This window comes from Pseudoalteromonas sp. SG44-17, from assembly GCF_014164235.1.
Lineage (GTDB): Bacteria > Pseudomonadota > Gammaproteobacteria > Enterobacterales > Alteromonadaceae > Pseudoalteromonas > Pseudoalteromonas rhizosphaerae.
Window position 1 is genome coordinate 167,534 of record NZ_JACJEV010000002.1, and the last position, 19,718, is coordinate 187,251.

At 39.9% G+C, this 19,718-nt stretch carries 17 protein-coding genes; 8 read left to right on the top strand and 9 right to left on the bottom strand.

Going from position 1 to position 19,718, the window contains the following annotated elements:
- Positions 1-674 precede the first annotated feature (674 nt).
- Both bla and H5182_RS02220 read left to right on the top strand, forming a co-directional pair.
- Positions 675-1,409, top strand: coding sequence for a subclass B1 metallo-beta-lactamase (gene bla, locus H5182_RS02215; protein ID WP_182730757.1), 735 nt, complete (start codon positions 675-677; stop codon positions 1,407-1,409).
- A gap of 540 nt (positions 1,410-1,949) precedes the next feature.
- A complete protein-coding gene (locus H5182_RS02220) occupies positions 1,950-2,147 on the top strand; it encodes a CPXCG motif-containing cysteine-rich protein (protein ID WP_145234329.1) in 198 nt (65 codons plus the stop codon).
- Positions 2,148-2,294: 147 nt separating this feature from the next.
- On the opposite strand, the gene katG is transcribed toward H5182_RS02220, so the two are convergent.
- Both katG and H5182_RS02230 read right to left on the bottom strand, forming a co-directional pair.
- Positions 2,295-4,562, bottom strand: a complete 2,268-nt coding sequence (katG, locus tag H5182_RS02225; RefSeq protein WP_182759429.1) for a catalase/peroxidase HPI — start codon at positions 4,560-4,562, stop codon at positions 2,295-2,297.
- 315 nt (positions 4,563-4,877) lie between these two features.
- Positions 4,878-6,218 carry an L-cystine transporter gene (locus H5182_RS02230; protein WP_149979997.1) on the bottom strand — a complete coding sequence of 447 codons (1,341 nt, stop codon included), beginning with the start codon at positions 6,216-6,218 and terminating at the stop codon, positions 4,878-4,880.
- 319 nt (positions 6,219-6,537) lie between these two features.
- Between H5182_RS02230 and H5182_RS02235 the strand changes: the two genes are divergently transcribed.
- Positions 6,538-7,065 (top strand): hypothetical protein, encoded by a 528-nt coding sequence (locus H5182_RS02235; protein ID WP_182757438.1) that lies wholly within the window; start codon positions 6,538-6,540, stop codon positions 7,063-7,065.
- 85 nt (positions 7,066-7,150) lie between these two features.
- On the opposite strand, the gene H5182_RS02240 is transcribed toward H5182_RS02235, so the two are convergent.
- Positions 7,151-8,293 carry an alkene reductase gene (locus tag H5182_RS02240; RefSeq protein WP_182759430.1) on the bottom strand — a complete coding sequence of 381 codons (1,143 nt, stop codon included), beginning with the start codon at positions 8,291-8,293 and terminating at the stop codon, positions 7,151-7,153.
- A 110-nt stretch (positions 8,294-8,403) separates the two neighbouring features.
- Between H5182_RS02240 and H5182_RS02245 the strand changes: the two genes are divergently transcribed.
- On the top strand, positions 8,404-9,288 hold the full coding sequence (locus H5182_RS02245; RefSeq protein ID WP_182759431.1) for a LysR family transcriptional regulator: 885 nt from the start codon (positions 8,404-8,406) through the stop codon (positions 9,286-9,288).
- A 3-nt stretch (positions 9,289-9,291) separates the two neighbouring features.
- Here the strand turns inward: H5182_RS02245 and H5182_RS02250 are convergent, their stop codons facing one another.
- Together H5182_RS02250 and H5182_RS02255 are read right to left on the bottom strand one after the other, a co-directional pair.
- Entirely contained in the window at positions 9,292-10,560 is a 1,269-nt protein-coding gene (locus H5182_RS02250) for a mechanosensitive ion channel family protein (RefSeq protein WP_182730753.1), read from the bottom strand.
- Positions 10,561-10,678: 118 nt separating this feature from the next.
- Positions 10,679-12,568 carry an AMP-binding protein gene (locus H5182_RS02255; protein WP_182734003.1) on the bottom strand — a complete coding sequence of 630 codons (1,890 nt, stop codon included), beginning with the start codon at positions 12,566-12,568 and terminating at the stop codon, positions 10,679-10,681.
- Between the two features lie 252 nt (positions 12,569-12,820).
- Here H5182_RS02255 and H5182_RS02260 point away from each other — a divergent pair, with 252 nt between their 5' ends.
- Positions 12,821-13,231: an NUDIX hydrolase gene (locus tag H5182_RS02260; RefSeq protein WP_182759432.1), complete on the top strand. Its 411-nt coding sequence runs from the start codon at positions 12,821-12,823 to the stop codon at positions 13,229-13,231.
- Here the strand turns inward: H5182_RS02260 and H5182_RS02265 are convergent.
- Together H5182_RS02265 and H5182_RS02270 are read right to left on the bottom strand one after the other, a co-directional pair.
- Entirely contained in the window at positions 13,228-13,983 is a 756-nt protein-coding gene (locus H5182_RS02265) for an ABC transporter substrate-binding protein (protein WP_145234308.1), read from the bottom strand. The genes H5182_RS02260 and H5182_RS02265 overlap by 4 nt on opposite strands.
- 94 nt (positions 13,984-14,077) lie before the next feature.
- Positions 14,078-15,076 carry an AraC family transcriptional regulator gene (locus H5182_RS02270; protein WP_182759433.1) on the bottom strand — a complete coding sequence of 333 codons (999 nt, stop codon included), beginning with the start codon at positions 15,074-15,076 and terminating at the stop codon, positions 14,078-14,080.
- 96 nt (positions 15,077-15,172) lie between these two features.
- On the opposite strand from H5182_RS02270, the gene H5182_RS02275 reads away from it, so the two are divergent.
- Positions 15,173-15,622, top strand: coding sequence for an SRPBCC family protein (locus tag H5182_RS02275; RefSeq protein WP_182759434.1), 450 nt, complete (start codon positions 15,173-15,175; stop codon positions 15,620-15,622).
- Complete coding sequence (locus H5182_RS02280; protein WP_182734009.1) at positions 15,612-16,436, top strand: sterol desaturase family protein; 825 nt, start codon at positions 15,612-15,614, stop codon at positions 16,434-16,436. Before H5182_RS02275 ends, H5182_RS02280 begins: the two co-directional genes overlap by 11 nt.
- Before the next feature lie 70 nt (positions 16,437-16,506).
- On the opposite strand, the gene H5182_RS02285 is transcribed toward H5182_RS02280, so the two are convergent.
- The gene (locus H5182_RS02285) at positions 16,507-18,240 is read right to left on the bottom strand and encodes a fasciclin domain-containing protein (RefSeq protein WP_404936208.1); all 1,734 of its coding nucleotides are present in this window, start codon (positions 18,238-18,240) and stop codon (positions 16,507-16,509) included.
- A complete protein-coding gene (locus H5182_RS22605) occupies positions 18,233-18,697 on the bottom strand; it encodes a fasciclin domain-containing protein (RefSeq protein WP_259398213.1) in 465 nt (154 codons plus the stop codon). Before H5182_RS22605 ends, H5182_RS02285 begins: the two co-directional genes overlap by 8 nt.
- Positions 18,698-19,288: 591 nt before the next feature.
- On the opposite strand from H5182_RS22605, the gene H5182_RS02290 reads away from it, so the two are divergent.
- Positions 19,289-19,711, top strand: a complete 423-nt coding sequence (locus tag H5182_RS02290; RefSeq protein ID WP_145234299.1) for a VOC family protein — start codon at positions 19,289-19,291, stop codon at positions 19,709-19,711.
- The last annotated feature ends 7 nt before the right edge of the window (positions 19,712-19,718 follow it).

Here is a 19,718-nt window from a genome sequence, read left to right on the forward strand (position 1 = left end):
ATAATTTTTATGAGTAATGAAAGCGCTGTATTGTTGCAGCGCTTTTTTACTTTTCTAAAGCACTGCGCTTTATATCCTCAAACACCTGTAATACCTTCCAAAATGCCAATTAAAACAACACCAAGTCCTCTTTTTATATTTTTCGTGAAATAGAAGTAACCGATTGAATCAAAATAGGAATTCGACTGTGGTTAGTACATCAATAAAAAATAAATTAAAAACGAATTATTCTTCAGGCTCGTTAGGTTTTTATAGAGGCTGGAGTGCAATCTAAGCTGCTAAAAATTAAATCCCAATTCCTTGAAGTCATTTAGATATTTTGAGCTCTTATATGCGCAAAAATATTGAGTTTGCAAAAAGCTAGGCGGAGCAAAAGGATCCCTTTGGGATGTCATATTTTATGAAAAAGATGATGAATTTGAATATATTTATGCAAACATCTTTTAATGTCCTAAACTTTGTGAGGCTAGATATGCACTGTCTTAGGCAAAGATATTTATGCCTGTTGCTTTTTCGTTTTACCCAACACACTTAAATTTAATGAGTTTAATGAGTTTAATGAGTTTAATATAGCAATGAATTAAGTTGTTTGTTAAAACACTTTGAGTGTAAGTATGTTATCGGCAGTACTATGTGCGATTATTTTACTATTTTTTGAACAGCTGAGGAAAAGTATGAGAAGAATCATACATCTAACTTTAATAATTTTATTTTCTACGATCTCAATGTCGGCGTTTGCAAGTGCTGATGTTGAAATAAAAAAGATCGCTTCAGGAGTGTGGGTTCATACCTCATATTATACATACCCAAATGGAGTAAAATTTCCTTCAAGTGGATTAATAGTTCAAGATGGGGAAGGCGTTGTTTTAGTGGATACTGCTTGGGGAGAGCTTGCTACGTTAGAACTCATGGAGCAAATTAGAACGAAGATTAAACTACCGATTAAAACATCAATAGTAACTCATGCTCATGGTGATCGGATTGCGGGTACGGATGCTTTAAAATCAAAAGGAATTCCAGTTTATTCGCATCCTCTAACGCAAAAATTTGCTACTGAGTATGGCTTGCCAGTACCAGATCAATCTTTAGAAGCAATTATTTCACCTGGAAGCATGGTTAGTTTAGGAAAAATTGATGTTATTTACCCAGGTCCAGGTCATGCAATGGACAACTTGATGATTTGGTTACCACAAGAAAAAATTCTGTTTGGTGGTTGTGCCGTTCGCGCTAAAGGAGCAACCTCTTTAGGCAATACTGCACATAGTGATATTGGTTCATGGCTTCAGGGAATGAAACATATTAGCCAGGAGTATAACTCTGCACAGATAGTAGTCCCAGGTCATGGTGAGCTAGGTGATTTTTCATTAATTTCAAACACATTAATGCTTTTAAGTGAGTCTGCGCAATAAATATACACTAATAATCACATAAAAGATCTCGTCAAGCTCTGATAGAGCGCCTTTTATGTGGGGAGAACGTAGGATTATCCTTTATAGGAACTAATCTTACGCCTCCTAAACTCATTGGTTAACTTTTTTAAAGCCACCAAAACCAACCTCTTACTGTCATCTAAAAAATACTAAACTACGTTTAGAGCTATCAACTTATAAAACTACTAAATAATTTAGCAAAAAAGTAGAAGTTAAAGATTATCAAATTATCGAAAATTGCTGTAAATGAAGATGACCAGGTTGCTGGAGGTTTAAACTTTGCTTAGGAGCTTTATAAAATGAGCAATCATTTTATTACCTAAGGTAGGCTAAGCACTTTGGTTGGATTATTGTTACCAAACCTTTAATCAGGTGAGGTGATGGGGCAGCTAGCAGTGAATATAGTATGCTGATTGCTCCAGCAAAGAAATTCAACAAAGAGCCTGCACAAAGAAATGCACCTTGATACTATATGTCTAATGATAATGGATATAGCAAGTAATATGTGAGGTTATAGCAATGAATCAATTAACTGAAAAAACGATAGCATGTCCTTATTGTGGTGAGAATATTGACGTGCTGCTCGATCCGGCAGATGTTGATCAACAATATATTGAGGACTGCCAAGTCTGTTGTAAGCCTATTAATTTTTTGGTTTTTGAAAATATAGATGAAGAGCTTTCAGTGACGGTTTTTAGTGATGACGAAGCTTATTGACTATCTTTATAGGCACTTACACTCAGCAAGGTTTGAGCAGTATGTTTAGCTGCAAAGCAATGCAGTAATATATAAAAGAGTATGACTAACCAACATAAAAAGCGCTGCAATTAATTGCAGCGCTATGGTTGCATTACTTAATGGTTATTAACGGTCTAAGTTCATTACTTTAGTCCATGTCGCAACAAAGTCTTCTACAAACTTTTGCTTTGATGTATCAAAGGCATATACTTCTGCAACTGCACGCAGCTCTGAATTTGAACCAAAGATAAGGTCAACTGAAGTGGCTGTGTACTTTTGCTCACCTGATTGACGATCAAAGCCTTGATAAATCCCCGCATCTGATGACTTTTTCCAAACCGTAGACATATCCAATAAATTAACAAAGAAATCGTTATTTAGAGTGCCTGGCTTGTCAGTAAATACGCCGTAGTCAGTGCCTTTATAGTTTGCATCAAGCGAACGTAATCCGCCTACTAATACCGTCATTTCAGGCACTGTTAGATCAAGTTGATCTGCTTTATCTATTAGCATTTCAGTTGGCGATTTGTAGCTTTGTTCAGCATCAAAGTAGTTTCTAAAGCCATCGGCAGGCAGCTCTAATAAACTAAATGCATTAACGTCAGTTTGAGCTTGCGTAGCATCGCCACGGCCAGCATTAAACGGTACGTCTATTGTGTAGCCTGCATCTTTCGCTGCTTTTTCAATCGCAGCATTACCAGCTAACACAATCAGGTCGGCCAGTGATACTTGGCTTTTACTAAAGAAACTATCATTAAAGTCGGCTTGAATCGCTTTTAATACTTTAAGTACTTTTGCAGTTTCGGCCGGATTATTTACCGCCCAATCCTTTTGTGGAGCAAGCGCAATGCGTGCACCGTTGGCACCACCGCGCATATCGGAATGACGGTAGCTTGCAGCAGATGCCCATGCAACACGTACTAGCTCTGATACGCTAAGACCTGAATCTAAAATGCTGGCTTTAAGCTCTTTTACTGCGCCAGCATCAATGTTTGATTGAGTCTCTGCTGAAATAGGATCTTGCCAAATTAAGTCTTCTTTAGGAACTTCTTTACCTAAGAAGTTACGTGGTGGCCCCATATCTCGGTGAGTCAATTTGTACCATGCTTTAGCAAATGCCAGTTGATACTCTTTAGGGTCGTTTAAAAAGCGTTCAGCAATTTTGCGGTATTGAGGATCAAATTTTAACGCTAAGTCGGCCGTGGTCATTACTGGTGCGTTAAACTTACCTTTAATATGAGCGTCAGGTACAACGTTATGTAACGATTCATCCGTTGGGATCCACTGAATGGCACCCGCTGGGCTGCGAGTTTGTTTCCACTCAAAGTTAAGTAGATTGCTAAGGTACAGTGATGACCAGCGAGTAGGAGCTTGTGTCCATGCGCCTTCTAAACCACTTGATACGGTATCTTCAGAGTGGCCTTTACCACATTTGTTTTTCCAGCCTAACCCTTGTTCTTCAATGCCTGCTGCTGCGGGCTCTGCACTCACACAATCTTTAGGTTTGTGCGCACCATGCATTTTACCAAAGGTGTGGCCACCTGCGATAAGTGCAAGAGTTTCCTCGTCGTTCATGGCCATGCGAGAAAACGCCACACGAATATTTTTAGCTGAACCGATTGGATCAGGAACCCCTTTAGGGCCTTCAGGATTTACGTAAATTAAACCCATGTGAGTTGCACCCAATGGGCGTTCTAATTTGCCGCTGGCATCTTCACGGTCGCTGGCAAGCATTTCTACTTCTGGACCCCAGTAAACCATGTCTGGTTCCCAGTCGTCAGTTCGGCCGCCGGCAAAACCATAGGTTTCAAATCCCATGTTTTCTAGAGCAACGTTACCGGCTAATACGATTAAGTCTGACCATGAAAGTGCTTCTCCGTATTTTTGTTTAATAGGCCAAAGTAGGCGACGCGCTTTATCTAGGCTTACGTTGTCTGGCCAGCTGTTGAGTGGTTCAAAACGTTGTTGACCGCCACCAGCACCACCGCGGCCATCAAGCGTACGGTAAGTGCCTGCGCTGTGCCATGTCATACGGATAAAAAATGGCCCATAGTTACCAAAATCCGCCGGCCACCAATCTTGAGATTGTGTTAGTAGGGCATCAATATCACTTTTTACTGTGTCTAAATCTAGGCTATTAAATGCCTTGGCATAATTAAAGTCGGCACCGTAAGGGTTTGAGCGTTCATCATGATCACGCAGAGGTGAAAGGTTAAGTTGATCTGGCCACCAAAACTGGTTTGTTCTGGTTGCGCCCATTTTAGCTTCACCCATGCCAACAGCACCTTGTGGCTTTGACATTTGTGGTTTTTCTTGGCTAACAGCGGTGCCAGATATAAGTGCCATACTTATAAATCCAACAAGCGCTTTTTTATTGAATGAACGGTTTTTCATTGTCAGCTTCCTTAAAGTTAACGAATTTCGTTATACAAAGCGTATTACTACTTTAAACAGAGATCTCAATCGCTTTAAAAATTATTGAGTTGTAAATTTGTTTGCTCAAGTGAGGCTTAATCAAGCCTGAATAACAAAGCAATGAAAAGAATATAGCATCGGGCTGAAATGTGTGTGCGAAATAAAGCGATTACTACAATCTATAAATGTGATTGATTTTGTTGTAGTGATTAGATAAATGGATTGTTTTTACTTAAGACGGAGAGAGTAATACAGATAAAAAAGCCCAGCCAAAGCTGGGCGACTACAAAAAATCTAGTGCACTTTAATTAATTTACTCGTTATAACACCTGAGGTCATTGACCCTGATACGTTTAATGCGGTGCGTGCCATGTCTATTAATGGCTCGATTGAGATCAGTAACGCGACTATCTCAACCGGTAAGCCCATGGTTGGTAATACAACCAATGCAGCAAACGTTGCGCCACCACCTACTCCGGCAATACCAAAAGAGCTTATAACAACAATGCCAATTAACGGTAAAATAAATTCGAATGTCAGCGGATCAATTCCTACGCTGGGCGCTACCATCATTGCCAGCATGGCTGGGTAAATACCGGCACAGCCATTTTGGCCAATAGTGGCGCCAAAAGAAGCCGATAAGTTAGCTATAGCAGGCGGCACTTTTAGCTGGTTAATTTGTACATCCACATTCATAGGAATAGAGGCTGCTGAACTACGCGAGCTAAATGCAAAGGTCAGTACTGGCCAAATTTTTTCAAAGTAACTCTTAGGGTTCACACCAACTAGGCTAAGTAATAAACCATGAGCAATAAACATTAATAATATAGCGACATAGGAAGCCACAATAAACGCCAGTAAATTAACAATATCATTGCTACTTGAGTTTGCCACAACGCTTGCCATTAACCCTGCGACGCCATAAGGCGTTAGCGCTATCACCATTCTTACTAAGTTCATTACTATGGCTTGTAAGGCGTTAACACCGTTGCGAATTGGATCTGCTAGTTCGCTACGTTCAAGCATCACCTTGCGTGCGGCAATCCCCACAAGGACACCAAAAATAACGACGGCAATTATAGAGGTTGAGCGTTGGTTACTTAAATCAGCAAATGGATTTTCTGGAATAAAGCTCAATAGCATTTGTGGCACACTTAAATCAGCTACATTAGCTGCTTTACCCTCTAGCGTGCTCATTTTTGCTGCCTCACGGGTTCCCGAAACTAAGCCTTCAATACTTAAATTAAAGCCATAGGTTACGGCAATACCAATTAAGGCTGCAATTGCCGTAGTAAAGAGTAAAACAGCAATACTAATGAACGATATTTTGCCCAAAGAGCCTTGGTTTTCTAGTTTCACCACGGCGGCAATCATAAACACCAATACCAATGGCATGATGATCATTTTTAATAGCCCAACATAGCCTTTACCAACAACACTTACCCAACTTAAAACGTCATTAATAGACTCCGGGGAGTGGGAAAATAAAAATTGTAAGGCTAAACCAAAAGCACTACCAACAACTAAGCCAAATAAAACAGTGCGAGATAAGGTTTTACTTTTTTGCGAAAAAAGATAAATCGCAAACAGCAAACCGACAAATAATGCCAGCATTAATAAAACAGCAAGCGACATAACATCCTCTTTAAAGCTGTGAATAAGCGCGGCACTTTAGCGTTTTGTATCGGGTTACGAAAATACACTTTTGATATGCTATAGAACAAATTGATATGTGCTAATAATATTTGAGTATAAAAAATACTATTGCACACAAATATAACCGTTGAGCTTCTATTTAAAGGTGCTAATAATGAATGCTAAATTAAGCAATGATAAAAACAGTATGAATGGACTTCTTTGGTCGTTATTTAGATCTTAATAATGTGTTTATTCGTATCAAAAAGTTGTATTCAAAAGAATTTTTCCTAATTATTAATTAATAGTGAGAACAGAGATGTTGCGATCAGTTGTTGGTTTAATGTTTTTTATTTTTTTAAGTGGGTGTTCGAGTCAATACCCAAATCAGAACTTAGTCGGTAAACAGTTTCCAACTATCAGTGGTGAAAGCTTGGAGCAACAGCAATTTACTATCCCTACAGACTTTAACAACGCACAGACATTACTGTTAATTGGGTATAAACAAGATAGTCAATTTGATATTGATCGCTGGCTTATTGGCTTGGATATGAGTGGCATAAACGTCACCGCTTATGAGTTACCCACAATTCAAGGCATGGTGCCGCGTATGTTTAGTACTTTTATTGATAGCGGTATGAGAAAAGGCATTCCTAAAGAACTGTGGGGCGGGGTGATCACTATTTATAAAGACGGTGATGCAGTACAAGCGTTCACTGGTAATGAAAATCCGAATAATAGCCGCATCGTATTAATTGATGGTAGCGGTAAGATTATTTACTTTTATGATCGGGGTTTTTCGGTTGCTGCATTAAATGAACTAAAAATGGTGATAGATAAAAAGTAGTAATACCCTGTAATGACCCAAACATGGGCTGCATGTTTGGGTCATTTATTTTTAACTTAAGCTGCCTCTTACTCCGTTATTTTTATCAATCATTTTTATAGCAAGGGTAGTCACTGTAACCTTGCTCAGTGCCGCCATACATGGTGGCTGCATCGGCTTCATTTAATGGCCATTGATTTTTTATGCGCGCTGGTAAATCAGGGTTTGCGATAAAAGGGCGACCAAAAGCAAATAAATCACCGTAGCCCTTAGCTAACATTGCCACCGCTTTTTCAACGGTGTACTTACCAGCGTAAATAATACGCCCAGAAAATTCAGCTCTGACTGCTTGATAAAATTGCTCTGGTAAATCAGGGGCATTGTCCCAGTCAGCTTCTGCAATTGAGAGGTAGGCAATACCGGCTTGTTCAAGTACTTTAATTGCTTCAATGTAGGTATGGTGCGGGTTTGATTCTACTAACCCTAAATAAACACGGGTTTCATCAGTACTGCTAAATAAGGGCGCAAATCTAACCCCTAAGCGCTCCGGGCCTACTACGTCACTTACTGCCGCGACAATTTCTTTTAAAAAGCGCAGGCGATTAGTAAGAGAGCCGCCGTATTCATCATCTCGTTTATTGGTGTGCTCAGAAATAAACTGATTTACTAAATACCCATTAGCACAATGCAGTTCTACGCCATCAAACCCCGCTTCTAGCGCATTACGGGCAGCTTGTGCATACATGCCAACAAGCTCTTTTACTGCATCGGTTGTCAAAGCTTGTGGTTCACTTGGATCGGCTAAAGCGCCTTGAGCCGGTCCTGTTTCAATAAAGACTTTAACGCTATCAGCTGTTAGAGCTGAGGGAGCAATAGGTTTGGCTTCATTAGGCTGTAAGCTGGTGTGTGAAACGCGGCCAACATGCCAAAGTTGGGCAAAAATAATTCCACCTTCTGCATGTACTGCATCAGTTACTTTTTTCCAACCAGCTATTTGTTGATTAGAATGAATGCCCGGTGTCCAGGCATACCCTTGTCCTCTTGGTTCAATTTGAGTGCCTTCGGTAACCATAAAGCCAGCACTAGCACGCTGTGCATAATATGTGGCCATCACTTCGTTGGGGATATTGCCAGGAACCGTGCTGCGTGAGCGTGTAAGTGGCGGCATTACAATACGGTTTTTAAGCGTGTGTGGGCCTAAATTGATTGATGAAAATAGACTGTCGATATTTTTACTTGGTTGACTCATTTTAATACCTTTTAAATTAATAATGCTGTTTAGCGCCAATTACAATGCTGGTGAGCATAGGGATTAAAAGGTACAATTTGAAACAATGCTTTTTTGTTTAAGATACAATTATGAATGGTATATCTCGGCTTGATATAAAACAATTACGAATATTGAGTGCATTACTTAAACTAAAAAATGTGTCGGATGTGGCGCGAAAAATGGGCTTAACCCAGCAGGCTATTAGTGAGCAGCTGCGAAAATTGCGTGACTTATTTGACGATCGGCTTTTTATTCGCCAAGGCAATACAATGGTTGCAACACCTAAGGCAATTGCACTAGAGAAGCCCGTTAATCAAATATTAACTCAGGTAGAAGCGTTATTAATACCTAAACAATTTACCCCAAGTAGCTACAAGGGCGTATTTACAATAAGTGCGACTGATTACGCTATAGCAGCTCTTTTGCCACAATTATTAGAAATAACAAGACGCAAAGCGCCAGGATTAAAGCTGATTATTCGTGACTTTGCCTCTGATAATGTTAATCAATTAATAAGTGCAGGAGAGCTGGATTTATTAATTAGTTTTCCTGAATTTATCCCTGCAAACTTAATCTATGACACATTATTTGAAGAACAGCATATTTGTATTGCAGGGAAAGACACGGTGTTTTCTTCATCGACATTGAATCTTGCTGAAGTGGCGGCACACCCTCAATTAGTGGTTTCGGCGTCCCGTGCTAACTTACGAGGCTCTCACGACCAATGGTTTGCTGATAAGGGCTATGCGCGCAATATTGTAATGTCAGTGCCTGGCTTTTCATTTGTCCCCGATTTGCTTTGCAGTACTGACTTAATTGCTTTTTACCCATCGCGTTTACTGCCAAACGCCAAAGTGAAACAGCTTGAGGTTGAATTATTACCACCGCCATTTAAGGTGATTGCTGCATGGCATCCACGTTCAAATAACAGCGATATTCACCAGTGGTTAATAGCGCAATTAAAACGGATTTAGTGACTATTTAATTAGTTGACGAATATCGTTCCCTGTTGGTGCCTCATGGGCACGTAACGAAAAGGCGGGTAATATCGCTAATATATGGTCAAATATATCTGACTGAATATTTTCATATTCACCCCAATTAGTTGTATTGGTAAATGCATAAATCTCAATGGGTAAGCCATTTTTAGTTGGCTCTAGCTGCCTTACCATCAGTGTCATTCCCTGATGAATATGTGGGTGATGTTTTAATAGCGCGACTAAATAATGACGAAATGTGCCAACATTAGTGAGCCGGCGACCATTTAAAGTACAGCTCATATCTATTTTTTTCGTGGTATTTTGCTCGTTAATAGCCGGTAGGGTAATTTCGAGGTAGTGACTTAATAAATCTGCTTTTTTCAGCGCGGTGATTTCTTGTTCATCTAAAAAGCGCACACTGCTCATTTCTATGTGAATACTCCGTTTTATGCGCCTGCCACCGGATTCTGACATACCGCGCCAGTTTTTAAATGAGTCAGAAATTAGCGCATAGGTTGGGATAGTGGTAATAGTTTTATCCCAATTTCTTACTTTAACTGTGGTCAAGGCTATATCAATCACATCGCCATCTGCGCCGTATTTGGGCATTTCTAACCAATCACCAACCGCAAGCATATTGTTTGCTGAGAGCTGAATACCGGCCACCAGCCCTAAAATAGCGTCTTTAAACACCAGTAGCAGTACAGCCGATAGCGCACCTAAACCACTGAGTAATATTAACGGGGATTTATTCATTAATAATGAAATCGCTAAAATACCGGTTAATACGCTGGCGATCAGTTTAATTGTTTGTAAAAAACCACGTAATGGAAAGTGAGCTGCAATGGGTTGTCTATCAGATATCGCTTGAAAAATATTGAGCAAAGAGAACAGCGAAAGTAGTGCAAATAAAATGATCCACTGATCAGTAAACATCTCAATGATATGTAAAAAAGCCGTTCCTTCGGGAACCCAGAGCCTTGCTTGTATAACAACCACAGCACCTTGTAAAACAAAGGAAATATTACGTGTTAATTTAAGCGCTAAGTCGGCAGGCGTGTGGGTATCGGTTTGAACAACTTTATCACTAAAGCGGCCTTTAAGTAGTCGTTTTGAAACTGACCTTAAGATGAGGTGCAATATGAGCGCAAATAAGCCAACCCAGCACAGTACTAATATGTCGTACCATAAATACGCACTCCCAGGAAAATAAAGACTAAACCATTGCAGTAAAAATTCTCGCAGCTGCGATCGTATTTCAGTCATTTATATTCCCAAGAGATTTATTTGCGTGAGTTTCACTATTTAATGAAATCTAGTTAAGCAGATGGGGCGTGAAAAGTCTATTTAAGCCGCGCTTAAATAGACGTTTTAGAAATAATATTTATATTTTATTTTCAGCAAGTTGCAGAGTTAATTCCTCAAAAATACTCGGATCGTCAATGGTTGATGGAATTTGCAGTTCTTCACCATCAATAAGTTGACGTAAGTTTTTGCGTAAAATTTTACCTGAGCGTGTTTTTGGTAAGCGTTCTACACACATAATATTTTTAAGACACGCAATAGCGCCGATTTGATTACGCACGGTTTGCACCAATTGCTGTTCTACTTCTTTATGCGAGCCATGAAAATCATTTTTTAACACTACCATGGCCATGGGGTTTTGACCCTTGAGCGCATCATTAATACCAAATACGGCACACTCAGCAACTGCTGGGTGAGCGGCTACAATTTCTTCCATTTCACCAGTTGATAAACGATGCCCCGCGACATTAATTACATCATCGGTGCGGCCCATAATAAATAGGTAGCCATCATCATCAATATAACCGCCGTCGCCAGAAAGATAATAGCCTTCATATTCACTTAAATAACCGGCTTTAAAGCGTTCGGTATTTTGCCAAATAGTGGGTAAACATCCTGGTGGTAAAGGCAGCTTAATAACGACTGCACCTTGTTTATTGGGGGCGCATTGGTCACCATTCATATCTAAAATACGTACGTCAAACCCAGGAGTAGCAACCGTTGAACTGCCTGCTTTTGTAGGCAGGTGCTCAATGCCGACAGGGTTACAGGCTATCGCCCAGCCAGTTTCGGTTTGCCACCAATGATCAAGTACAGGTAGGCCTGTTTTTTCTTTGAGCCAATCGTAGGTGGGGGGATCTAAGCGCTCGCCTGCTAAAAACAAGCGTTTCAGACTTGAAGTATCGTATTGTTTAAACCCATCGGCATTGGGGTCTTCTTTTTTTATCGCTCTAAAGGCCGTTGGTGCGCTAAATAAAGCCGTTACTTTATACTGTTCAACCACACGCCAAAATGCACTGGCATCCGGGGTTCTTATTGGTTTACCTTCAAATAAAATAGTGGCGCAGCGGTACATAAGCGGGGCATACACTATGTACGAATGGCCTACAACCCAACCAATATCCGAAGCGGCCCAAAACACGTCACCAGGTTTCATTCCGTATACGGTTTCCATGCTGTAATGCATGGCAACGGCATGGCCGCCATTTTCACGAACAACCCCTTTGGGAGTACCCGTTGTGCCTGAAGTGTATAAAATATAAAGCGGGTGATCGCCACTTACCGGAACAGGATCAACGCCAGTAGCTGTTTGCATTGCAACAGCCCAGTCAATATCACGCTCAGGCATAAGTGGTGCAGTTACTTGCTCTCGCTGATAAATAATACAATGTTCTACTTTATACGAGGCTGATTCGAGGGCGTTATCAAGTAACTCTTTGTATTCAATTACGGTATTCACTTCTACACCGCAAGAGGCACTGAGTACTAACTTAGGCTTGGCGTCATCAATTCTTACGGCAAGCTCATGTGCTGCAAACCCGCCAAAAACGACCGAATGAATAGCGCCGATGCGAGCGCAGGCTAACATGCCAATTACGGCCTCGGGGATCATGGGCATATAAATAACCACGCGGTCGCCTTTTGTTACGCCTAAAGACTGCATTAATCCTGCGAATTTAGCGACTTCTTGTTGCAGTTCAAAGTAGCTGTAGCTGCGCGCGGTATTGGTTACGGGTGAGTCATAAATTAACGCTGTTTCATCGCCATGGCCGGCAATAACATGCTGATCTACGGCTAAAAAGCAGCTATTAAGTTGGCCATCGGCATACCAGTGATATAAACCGTTTTCATCTTGTGTGTAAGCTGTTTCGGGAGCCTGGTACCAAGGGAGGCGTTTACTTTGCGATAACCAAAACGCTGCCGGGTTTTGTTTAAACTCGTTGTAATGTTGTTTGTATTCACCTGACATAAAGGCTCCTGAGCAAAATTTAATATAACTTTATTTAGGGTCTGTTGACCTTTGCAAATTAAAGCTTGAAAGATCAACAGACCTTAAAACTAAGCGCTTTTTATCAGGAGTGATATTCGACTATGGTCGGTTAAATAATAAACGGATTGTGTGGTTTTTAGCTAACGCTATGGTTTATAACGAACTAACGACTAGTTTGATGATTTAAATGAGGTAACATATAAAAATGATGAACTATTTAATGTGGTAATAATGAGTCAAGTTGTCAGAGTAGGCGTTGCAGTGATAGTAATGCATGATAATAAAATTTTACTCGGTGAACGGTTAGGCGCACATGGTGCAAATACCTGGGCAACCCCTGGGGGGCATTTAGAATTTGGTGAAACGGTAGAGCAATGTGCAGTGCGTGAAGTCGCTGAAGAGACTGGGCTTACTGTTACTAATATTCGTAAACTCGATTTTACCAACGATATTTTTAGCGCTGAGAACAATCACTATATTACCTTATATGTACAGGCAAAGTATGAAGGTGGCGAGCCTGTAAATAAAGAGCCTAACAAATGTTTACAGTGGCGTTGGTGCGATATTAATAACTTACCTTCACCTTTATTTACTTCATTAAAAAATTACTTAACACAGGGTGTTTTACCTACTCGATACTAAAGGCGCGTTGGAATAGGGAGTTGCCATTTATTTAAAATTTGTTGGTATTCACCGCTTTCTTTTATCGCGTTTAATCTATCAGTAATAATTTTCGCTGTTTGCGGGTTAAGCTGCTTACTTGCTGCAAAGTGAAGAGAAGAAGGTAGCTCATCTAAATGTATACGCTTAGTAATTAAGCTTGGGTCGAGCCCTGTTCGCTTTAACTCGTTTTCAAGTGTGAGGGTGTTAGTCACCACAAAATCGATACGATTTTTATACAGCATTTTCCATAGCTGCTGGTAGTAACTCACTAAGACTAGATTCTCATTTTCAGTAAAGCCTTGAGCTTCTAGATAAGCCTGTGCAGAATAACCGCGAATAGTGGCTACTTTGTATTTTTTGGCAAAGTTTAAGTGAATCACTTCATCGTTATGACTACGTAAACTTACTAGGTATGCATCTGCAAAATACACTTTCCCCAGCCACTTAAACTGGCTATTTCTGTTTGGAGTTTTTAACAGTGACAGCATGATTGCATTAGGATTGGCTTGTTGTTGTGGAAACATACGCGCCATCGGCATTATTTCAAATTTTGCAGTTAAAGCCGTACCTTTTAATACTGCTTTAGCGATATCTACTAAGGCGCCCTGCGTTTCACCTTGAGGGTTTATAAAATGATAAGGCGGTAAATCTTCAGCGATGAAGGTAACCGGGTTTGCGTGACAGACCGCACTATAAAAAACCAATACAAAAACAGCTAACACCAAACGCATAAATAATTGTCTTTAAAGCAACACCATAAGGTTAGTGTAAAGAAAGTTAGTAAGAAGGTATACGACAAATGTATTTTTTGAGTAAGCAAAGTGTTTAATTATTGTTTTTTATGAATTGGCGAGGTGAGCAATGATACCAGCGCCTAAAGGCACGATTAAAAGAGCTTTGATCATTAAACCCCAACATAGTTGCAATACTGCTGAGCGAATAATGAGGAATATAAGTTAACAAACGGCGTTTTTGCTCTTGCTCAAGAAGATCACCAAAATTGGTGTTTTCTTGCTTTAGGTGGCGTTGCACTGTGCGCGGGGTCATATTTAAAGCACTAGCCGTTCTGATCAGTGAGCAGTCCTGCAAATCGTATTTAGCCATTAAAATATGATTAATTTTTTCTGTTAATAATTGCTGACTTTTAAACTGGGATAGCTGTTGCTCTGACATTTGCTTAAGCACAGCGTTAATCTGGGAGTTATCGGTTTTAAAAGGCAGGGTTAAGTAACTACTTGGAAACTCTACTTGATTAAAGTTAGCGCCAGCTTTTACTGGGCAATTAAACCATTGCGCTAATTGTTGCAACTCACTATCTGAAAAATGTGCTGTAAAATAAACGCAACTAGGCGAAAGCTGAGGATTAAGTAGTTGGCGTATAACACTTACCCACGCGGTCATATTTCGTAATACGGCCTGTGGGCTGCACTGTGGGTCTGCTAACCAGGTTACCTTGCAAAGTGTTCGTTGCTGTTCAAACTCAGCACGCCCTATGTTGGCCACTAAACTGTCGTAACTCAGTAATGCAGTAATGGCACTGGCTAGATTAGTACTCGATTCAATTAAATACCCAAGTACACCAAAATCAGCGGTACGTATTTGTTTTCCTAACTCAAACCCAAATAAGGAGTCGTTTAGCGTTTGCTGTGCATAACTAAGCAGCGCATTGTAGCTTTTTAAGCTAATACGTGGTGCTAATTGTTGTGTTTGCTTATTTGTATATTCATCAAATTCAATGGTAGTTAGTATCTCTTGGCTATCTAATTTTTTGCTTTGAAGATAATCCAAACAGCTAGAAAAGTAATGATCGGCTAAGGTTTTCATTTGTCGCCTAAAGCTAAAAAATAGTCATCTAATCGCAAGTTTGCCATGCAATATTTTTATATGCTAGAGATCTATAAAAATAATAGGGGGCACACAATGATTGAGATAAATGTTAAACATAGTGTGGCAGCAACGCCTGAACAATTACGCACCTTATTATTAGCGCATGCTGATTTGGGGCGCTTTTTTAATGCGCAGTTTAAAGTGTTAACACCGCAAGACTCGGGTGAAATAAGTGGCGGAAAAGGCACTATTAGACAAATAAAAATGCAAGGTACAACATTTAAAGAGCAAATAATAACGGCCGATAATAGCCACATTAGTTACCGTATTTTAGGGGATAAACCCGTTGCACAGCACCGTGGTGATATTTACTTAAAAGCCAATAATGCTCAGCCATCACTCACCGAGATCAGCTACCATATTCGTTGCATTGCGCCTTTGTGGTTACCCAATTTTATACTGGCTTTTTTTATAAAAAAAGATGTTAGCCAAGCACTTAAAAAAATAGCCAGCTATTTTCAGGAGAAACGCCATGAGCATTGAAATTATTTTATTGGCACTGAGCCCTATTTTTTTGCTGTTTGTAGGGTTTGAGTTTATAAAATTTAGACGTTACTACGATATAAAAGACAGCTTAGCCAACGCGTTACTTGCTTTATTACATCAAGGAGCTGATGCCATTGCGTTATTATTATTAATGCCGTTTTTTTATTGGCTGTATCAGTTTCGACTATTTGATATTGAATTGACAGTATTTACTGTATTAGGCGCTTTTTTACTGCAAGACTTTTTATACTATTGGTTTCATCGTGCATCACACCATATTCATTGGTTATGGGCCGCTCATGTAGTGCATCATAGTTCTACTAAAATGAACTTTACCACGGCATTTAGGCAAAGTTTAATGTATCCGCTGGCGGGAATGTGGCTATTTTGGTTGCCGATGATATTAATAGGCTTTGAGCCTGTGATTGTTTTTGCTGTGGTGGCACTTAATTTGGCTTATCAATTTTTTGTACACACTCAAGTGGTAAAAAAGCTCGGTTGGTTTGAAGCATTATTTAATACCCCATCGCATCATCGGGTGCACCACGCTATAAATAATGGCTACTTAGATAAAAACTTCGCTGGTGTTTTAATTATTTGGGATAAATTATTTGGCACTTACGTCGAAGAAGATGAAAACAAACCCTGTAAATACGGCATTATTGGCCAACTAAACAGTAATAACCCGATCAAAATTACCTTTCATCAGTGGCAGTATTTATTTAAAAGTACCTACAGGGCAAACGGGTTAAAAGCTAAATTAAAAGTAGTATTTGGTTACCCAACAAGCTCTCAAAGTAGTAATAAGTAAGCCTATTTTTTATATAAAAAAGCCAGGAGCAAATAGCATCACTCCTGGCTTATCTCACAGTAAAATTTAATTATTTGGCCGTTGTGATCACTGTATCAATTAAGTGCACAACGCCATTGCTAGTGTAAATATCAGTGGTTGTTACATTGCTGCCAGCTACTTGTAGTGATGTAGCCGGTAAGCTTACTTGCCACCAAATATCGTTCACAGCTTGACCATTACTCTCACCGGCTGCCGTATCACCTGAGAAGGTATATAAAGGGCGGCCAAGGTAAGCGACTTGCATACTGTCATCTGAGCGAGCAATCAAGGATAAACCCGGAATATTTTCGATAGACGCCGCAGTGCCTAACACGGGTGGCCACGTTGTTGCACAAGTTGCTTCACATACGCTCATTGCTTCACCTAAGTCGTTATCAAATACATACACCGTTTTACCTGGCATTGCATCGGCCATACCCGTTACTAAACGATTATTAGTTGCATCATAAGCTACGCTGTCTGTTGCTGTATTTTCGGTACTGGTAAAATCTACCACGTTTACGCTTAGCATATTCTCAGCAAGTGTAGTGACCATTTTACCGTTAGCAGCAAACGCATCAGTACTACCTACTTGGGCAGCTAATACATGTTGAGTAAGTACGCCAGTAAGTGCAGTAGTGTCAGCTAATAAAGCATTTAAATCAGCGGTAGGAATTTTACTAAATGCCGCATTTGTTGGTGCGAATACCGTAAACGATTTAGTGGTATCGTTAAACGTATCCACTAACCCTGCTGCTTGCAGTGCAGTTACTAGTGTAGATAATGCAGATGTTTCTGTGGCAACTGTTGCAATAGTTTTGGTCGGTGTGCCTACTTCAGCGGGTGGCATAATCACTTTGTTTAATACATGAATAACGCCGTTGTCAGCAGTTACATTCGCTGTAGTTACCGCCGCATCATTAATAAACAGTGAGCTGTCTACATACGATAAAGCAGCCATATCACCATTTGCCATTTCAACTTTGTTGTTCTCGCTGTTTGCAATGGTGGCTGCTGCATCAGATAGTACATTGGCATCTGCTACTACATGGTAAAGTAAAATATCACGAAGCGTGTCGGTATCTGCCAATAAAGCGTCAATAGTGTCTTGACCAAGGGCAGCAAATGCTGCGTCAGTAGGTGCAAATACCGTGAATGTGCTGGTTGGATCGCTAACCAATGCGTCTAAACCTGTTGCTGAGAGTGCGGCGAGTAATGTAGTAAAGCTGCCATTTTCACTTGCAACATCCGCAATTGTGCCAAAACTCTCTGGTAGGGCAACGTCAGCAACAATCACAGAGTCAATTACGTGAACAATGCCATTAGTTGTTTTTATATCAGTTATTACCACATTAGCGCCGCCAAACATCAAGATGTTGGTGTCTGCGTTAATTGAAATAGGTAAAGTATTACCAAGCAGTGTTTCAGCTGATTGACCGTTTAGAGACATTGCGGTTACTGAATCAATAAAGCCAGTTAACACATGTTGTTTTAGAATATTGCCGAGTACATCTGGATTAGCTAATAGGGTGTTTATCATTTTGCTACCAACAGCTTCAAATGCAGCGTCTGTTGGGGCAAATACAGTATACTCCTTTGAATTATCAGACAATGCAGCTGTTAAACCCGCAACATCAAGCGCTGTGAGTAACGTACTAAAATTACCAGCTTGTTGCGCTGTTTCAATAATATTTTTCGTTGGCGCAGTTTCAGAAACTTCTTTAGGCATTAAAACAGCATCAATGACGTGGATAATACCGTTATCAGTTTCAATATCAGTCATGGTAACGGTGCTTGTGTTTACTAACAGCGTATCGCCATTTAAAGATAGAGCAATATTTTGACCATTGACCATTGACAGTTGCAACCGTTGTGCCTGCGAGGCTAATTGCTGTTTGTGCATCAACACTACCTGATAAAACATGATAGGTTAATATTGAACTAAGCTTGTCAGTATCAGCTAATAAAGCGTTGATTTTGTCTTCACCTAGTAATGCAAAAGCCGCATCGGTGGGAGCAAATACTGTGTAACTATTCGTTGCATCATCAAGAGTCTCGTCAAGACCTGTTGCTTCTAAAGCTGCAACGAGTGTAGTGAAATCATCAGAACTTTGTGCAGCATCAAAAATGGTAGTAATTGGTTGTGGGTCAGTACTTACAGGTACGTTATCATCGTCATTACAGCCTTGGATCAGTAACAAGGGAAGTATGACTGCGCATAGCTTAAATACTTTATTCATAATTTTTCCTTTAATTGAATGTTACAGTGTTATAGCTGTGTGAACATTACGTAAGGGAAGCTGTAACTGATCAAAAAAAGGCCTGTTATTTTTTGTTTTGGGATATCGTTAAGATTTTATTAGACTATTTAGAAAAAATTCAGGTTACTAAGGATTTGGCGCCCCTAATAAAAATAAATACGCTGCAGATATACACGGATGAAGAATACACACATTCCTAAAGCGCCAGTAAAGTCATCAACACTGTGCTCGATGTAATAACCATAAAATATGATGACAGAGCTTGCAAGAAAGCCAATGGCAAAGCTGTCGGCTAGGCGTATATTGATAAATAAGTATTGCTACTATGACTCTTCGGGAATGACATAAACTAGACAATAAGGCCTATCAAAGCTGCTGATACCATGATAGGAATTAATAATTTTGGATTGACGAATTTTAATAATAAAAATTTACTTTTAGCGCGCACATCACAAACCATAGCCCTCGCATTTAATAGCACAAAACAGATGTTGTTAATGTTATATAAATTGCAATTTATGTATAATGCAGCATATTTCATATGTTAAAAGTTATTAATGAAGGTAATTTATGTCCAACTGTTTGCACTTGGCAATACCGGCAGGTGATCTCGAAAAAGCGAAAACATTTTATTGTGACGTACTTGGCTGTAAAACGGGCAATAGTGAAGCAGGGCGATGGGTAGACATTGATTTTTGGGGTAACGAGTTAACGCTTCACCAAAGCGAAGAGCGCTTACCAACGGTACGTCATGATGTTGATATGGGCGCGGTGGCAGTCCCTCACTTTGGCATTCATCTATCAGAAGATCAATTTCAAGCTTTAAAAACGCGCATTGCGGCTGCTGGTCTCGAATATTTAGATAAACCATACCGTCGTTTTGTTGGCAATGAATTTGAACAAGAGACGTTTTTTATTGAAGATCCAAACGGCAATGTTTTAGAAATGAAAACTATGGTAAACCCAGAAGTCTTATTCAAAAAAGACGAGTAATGATTAT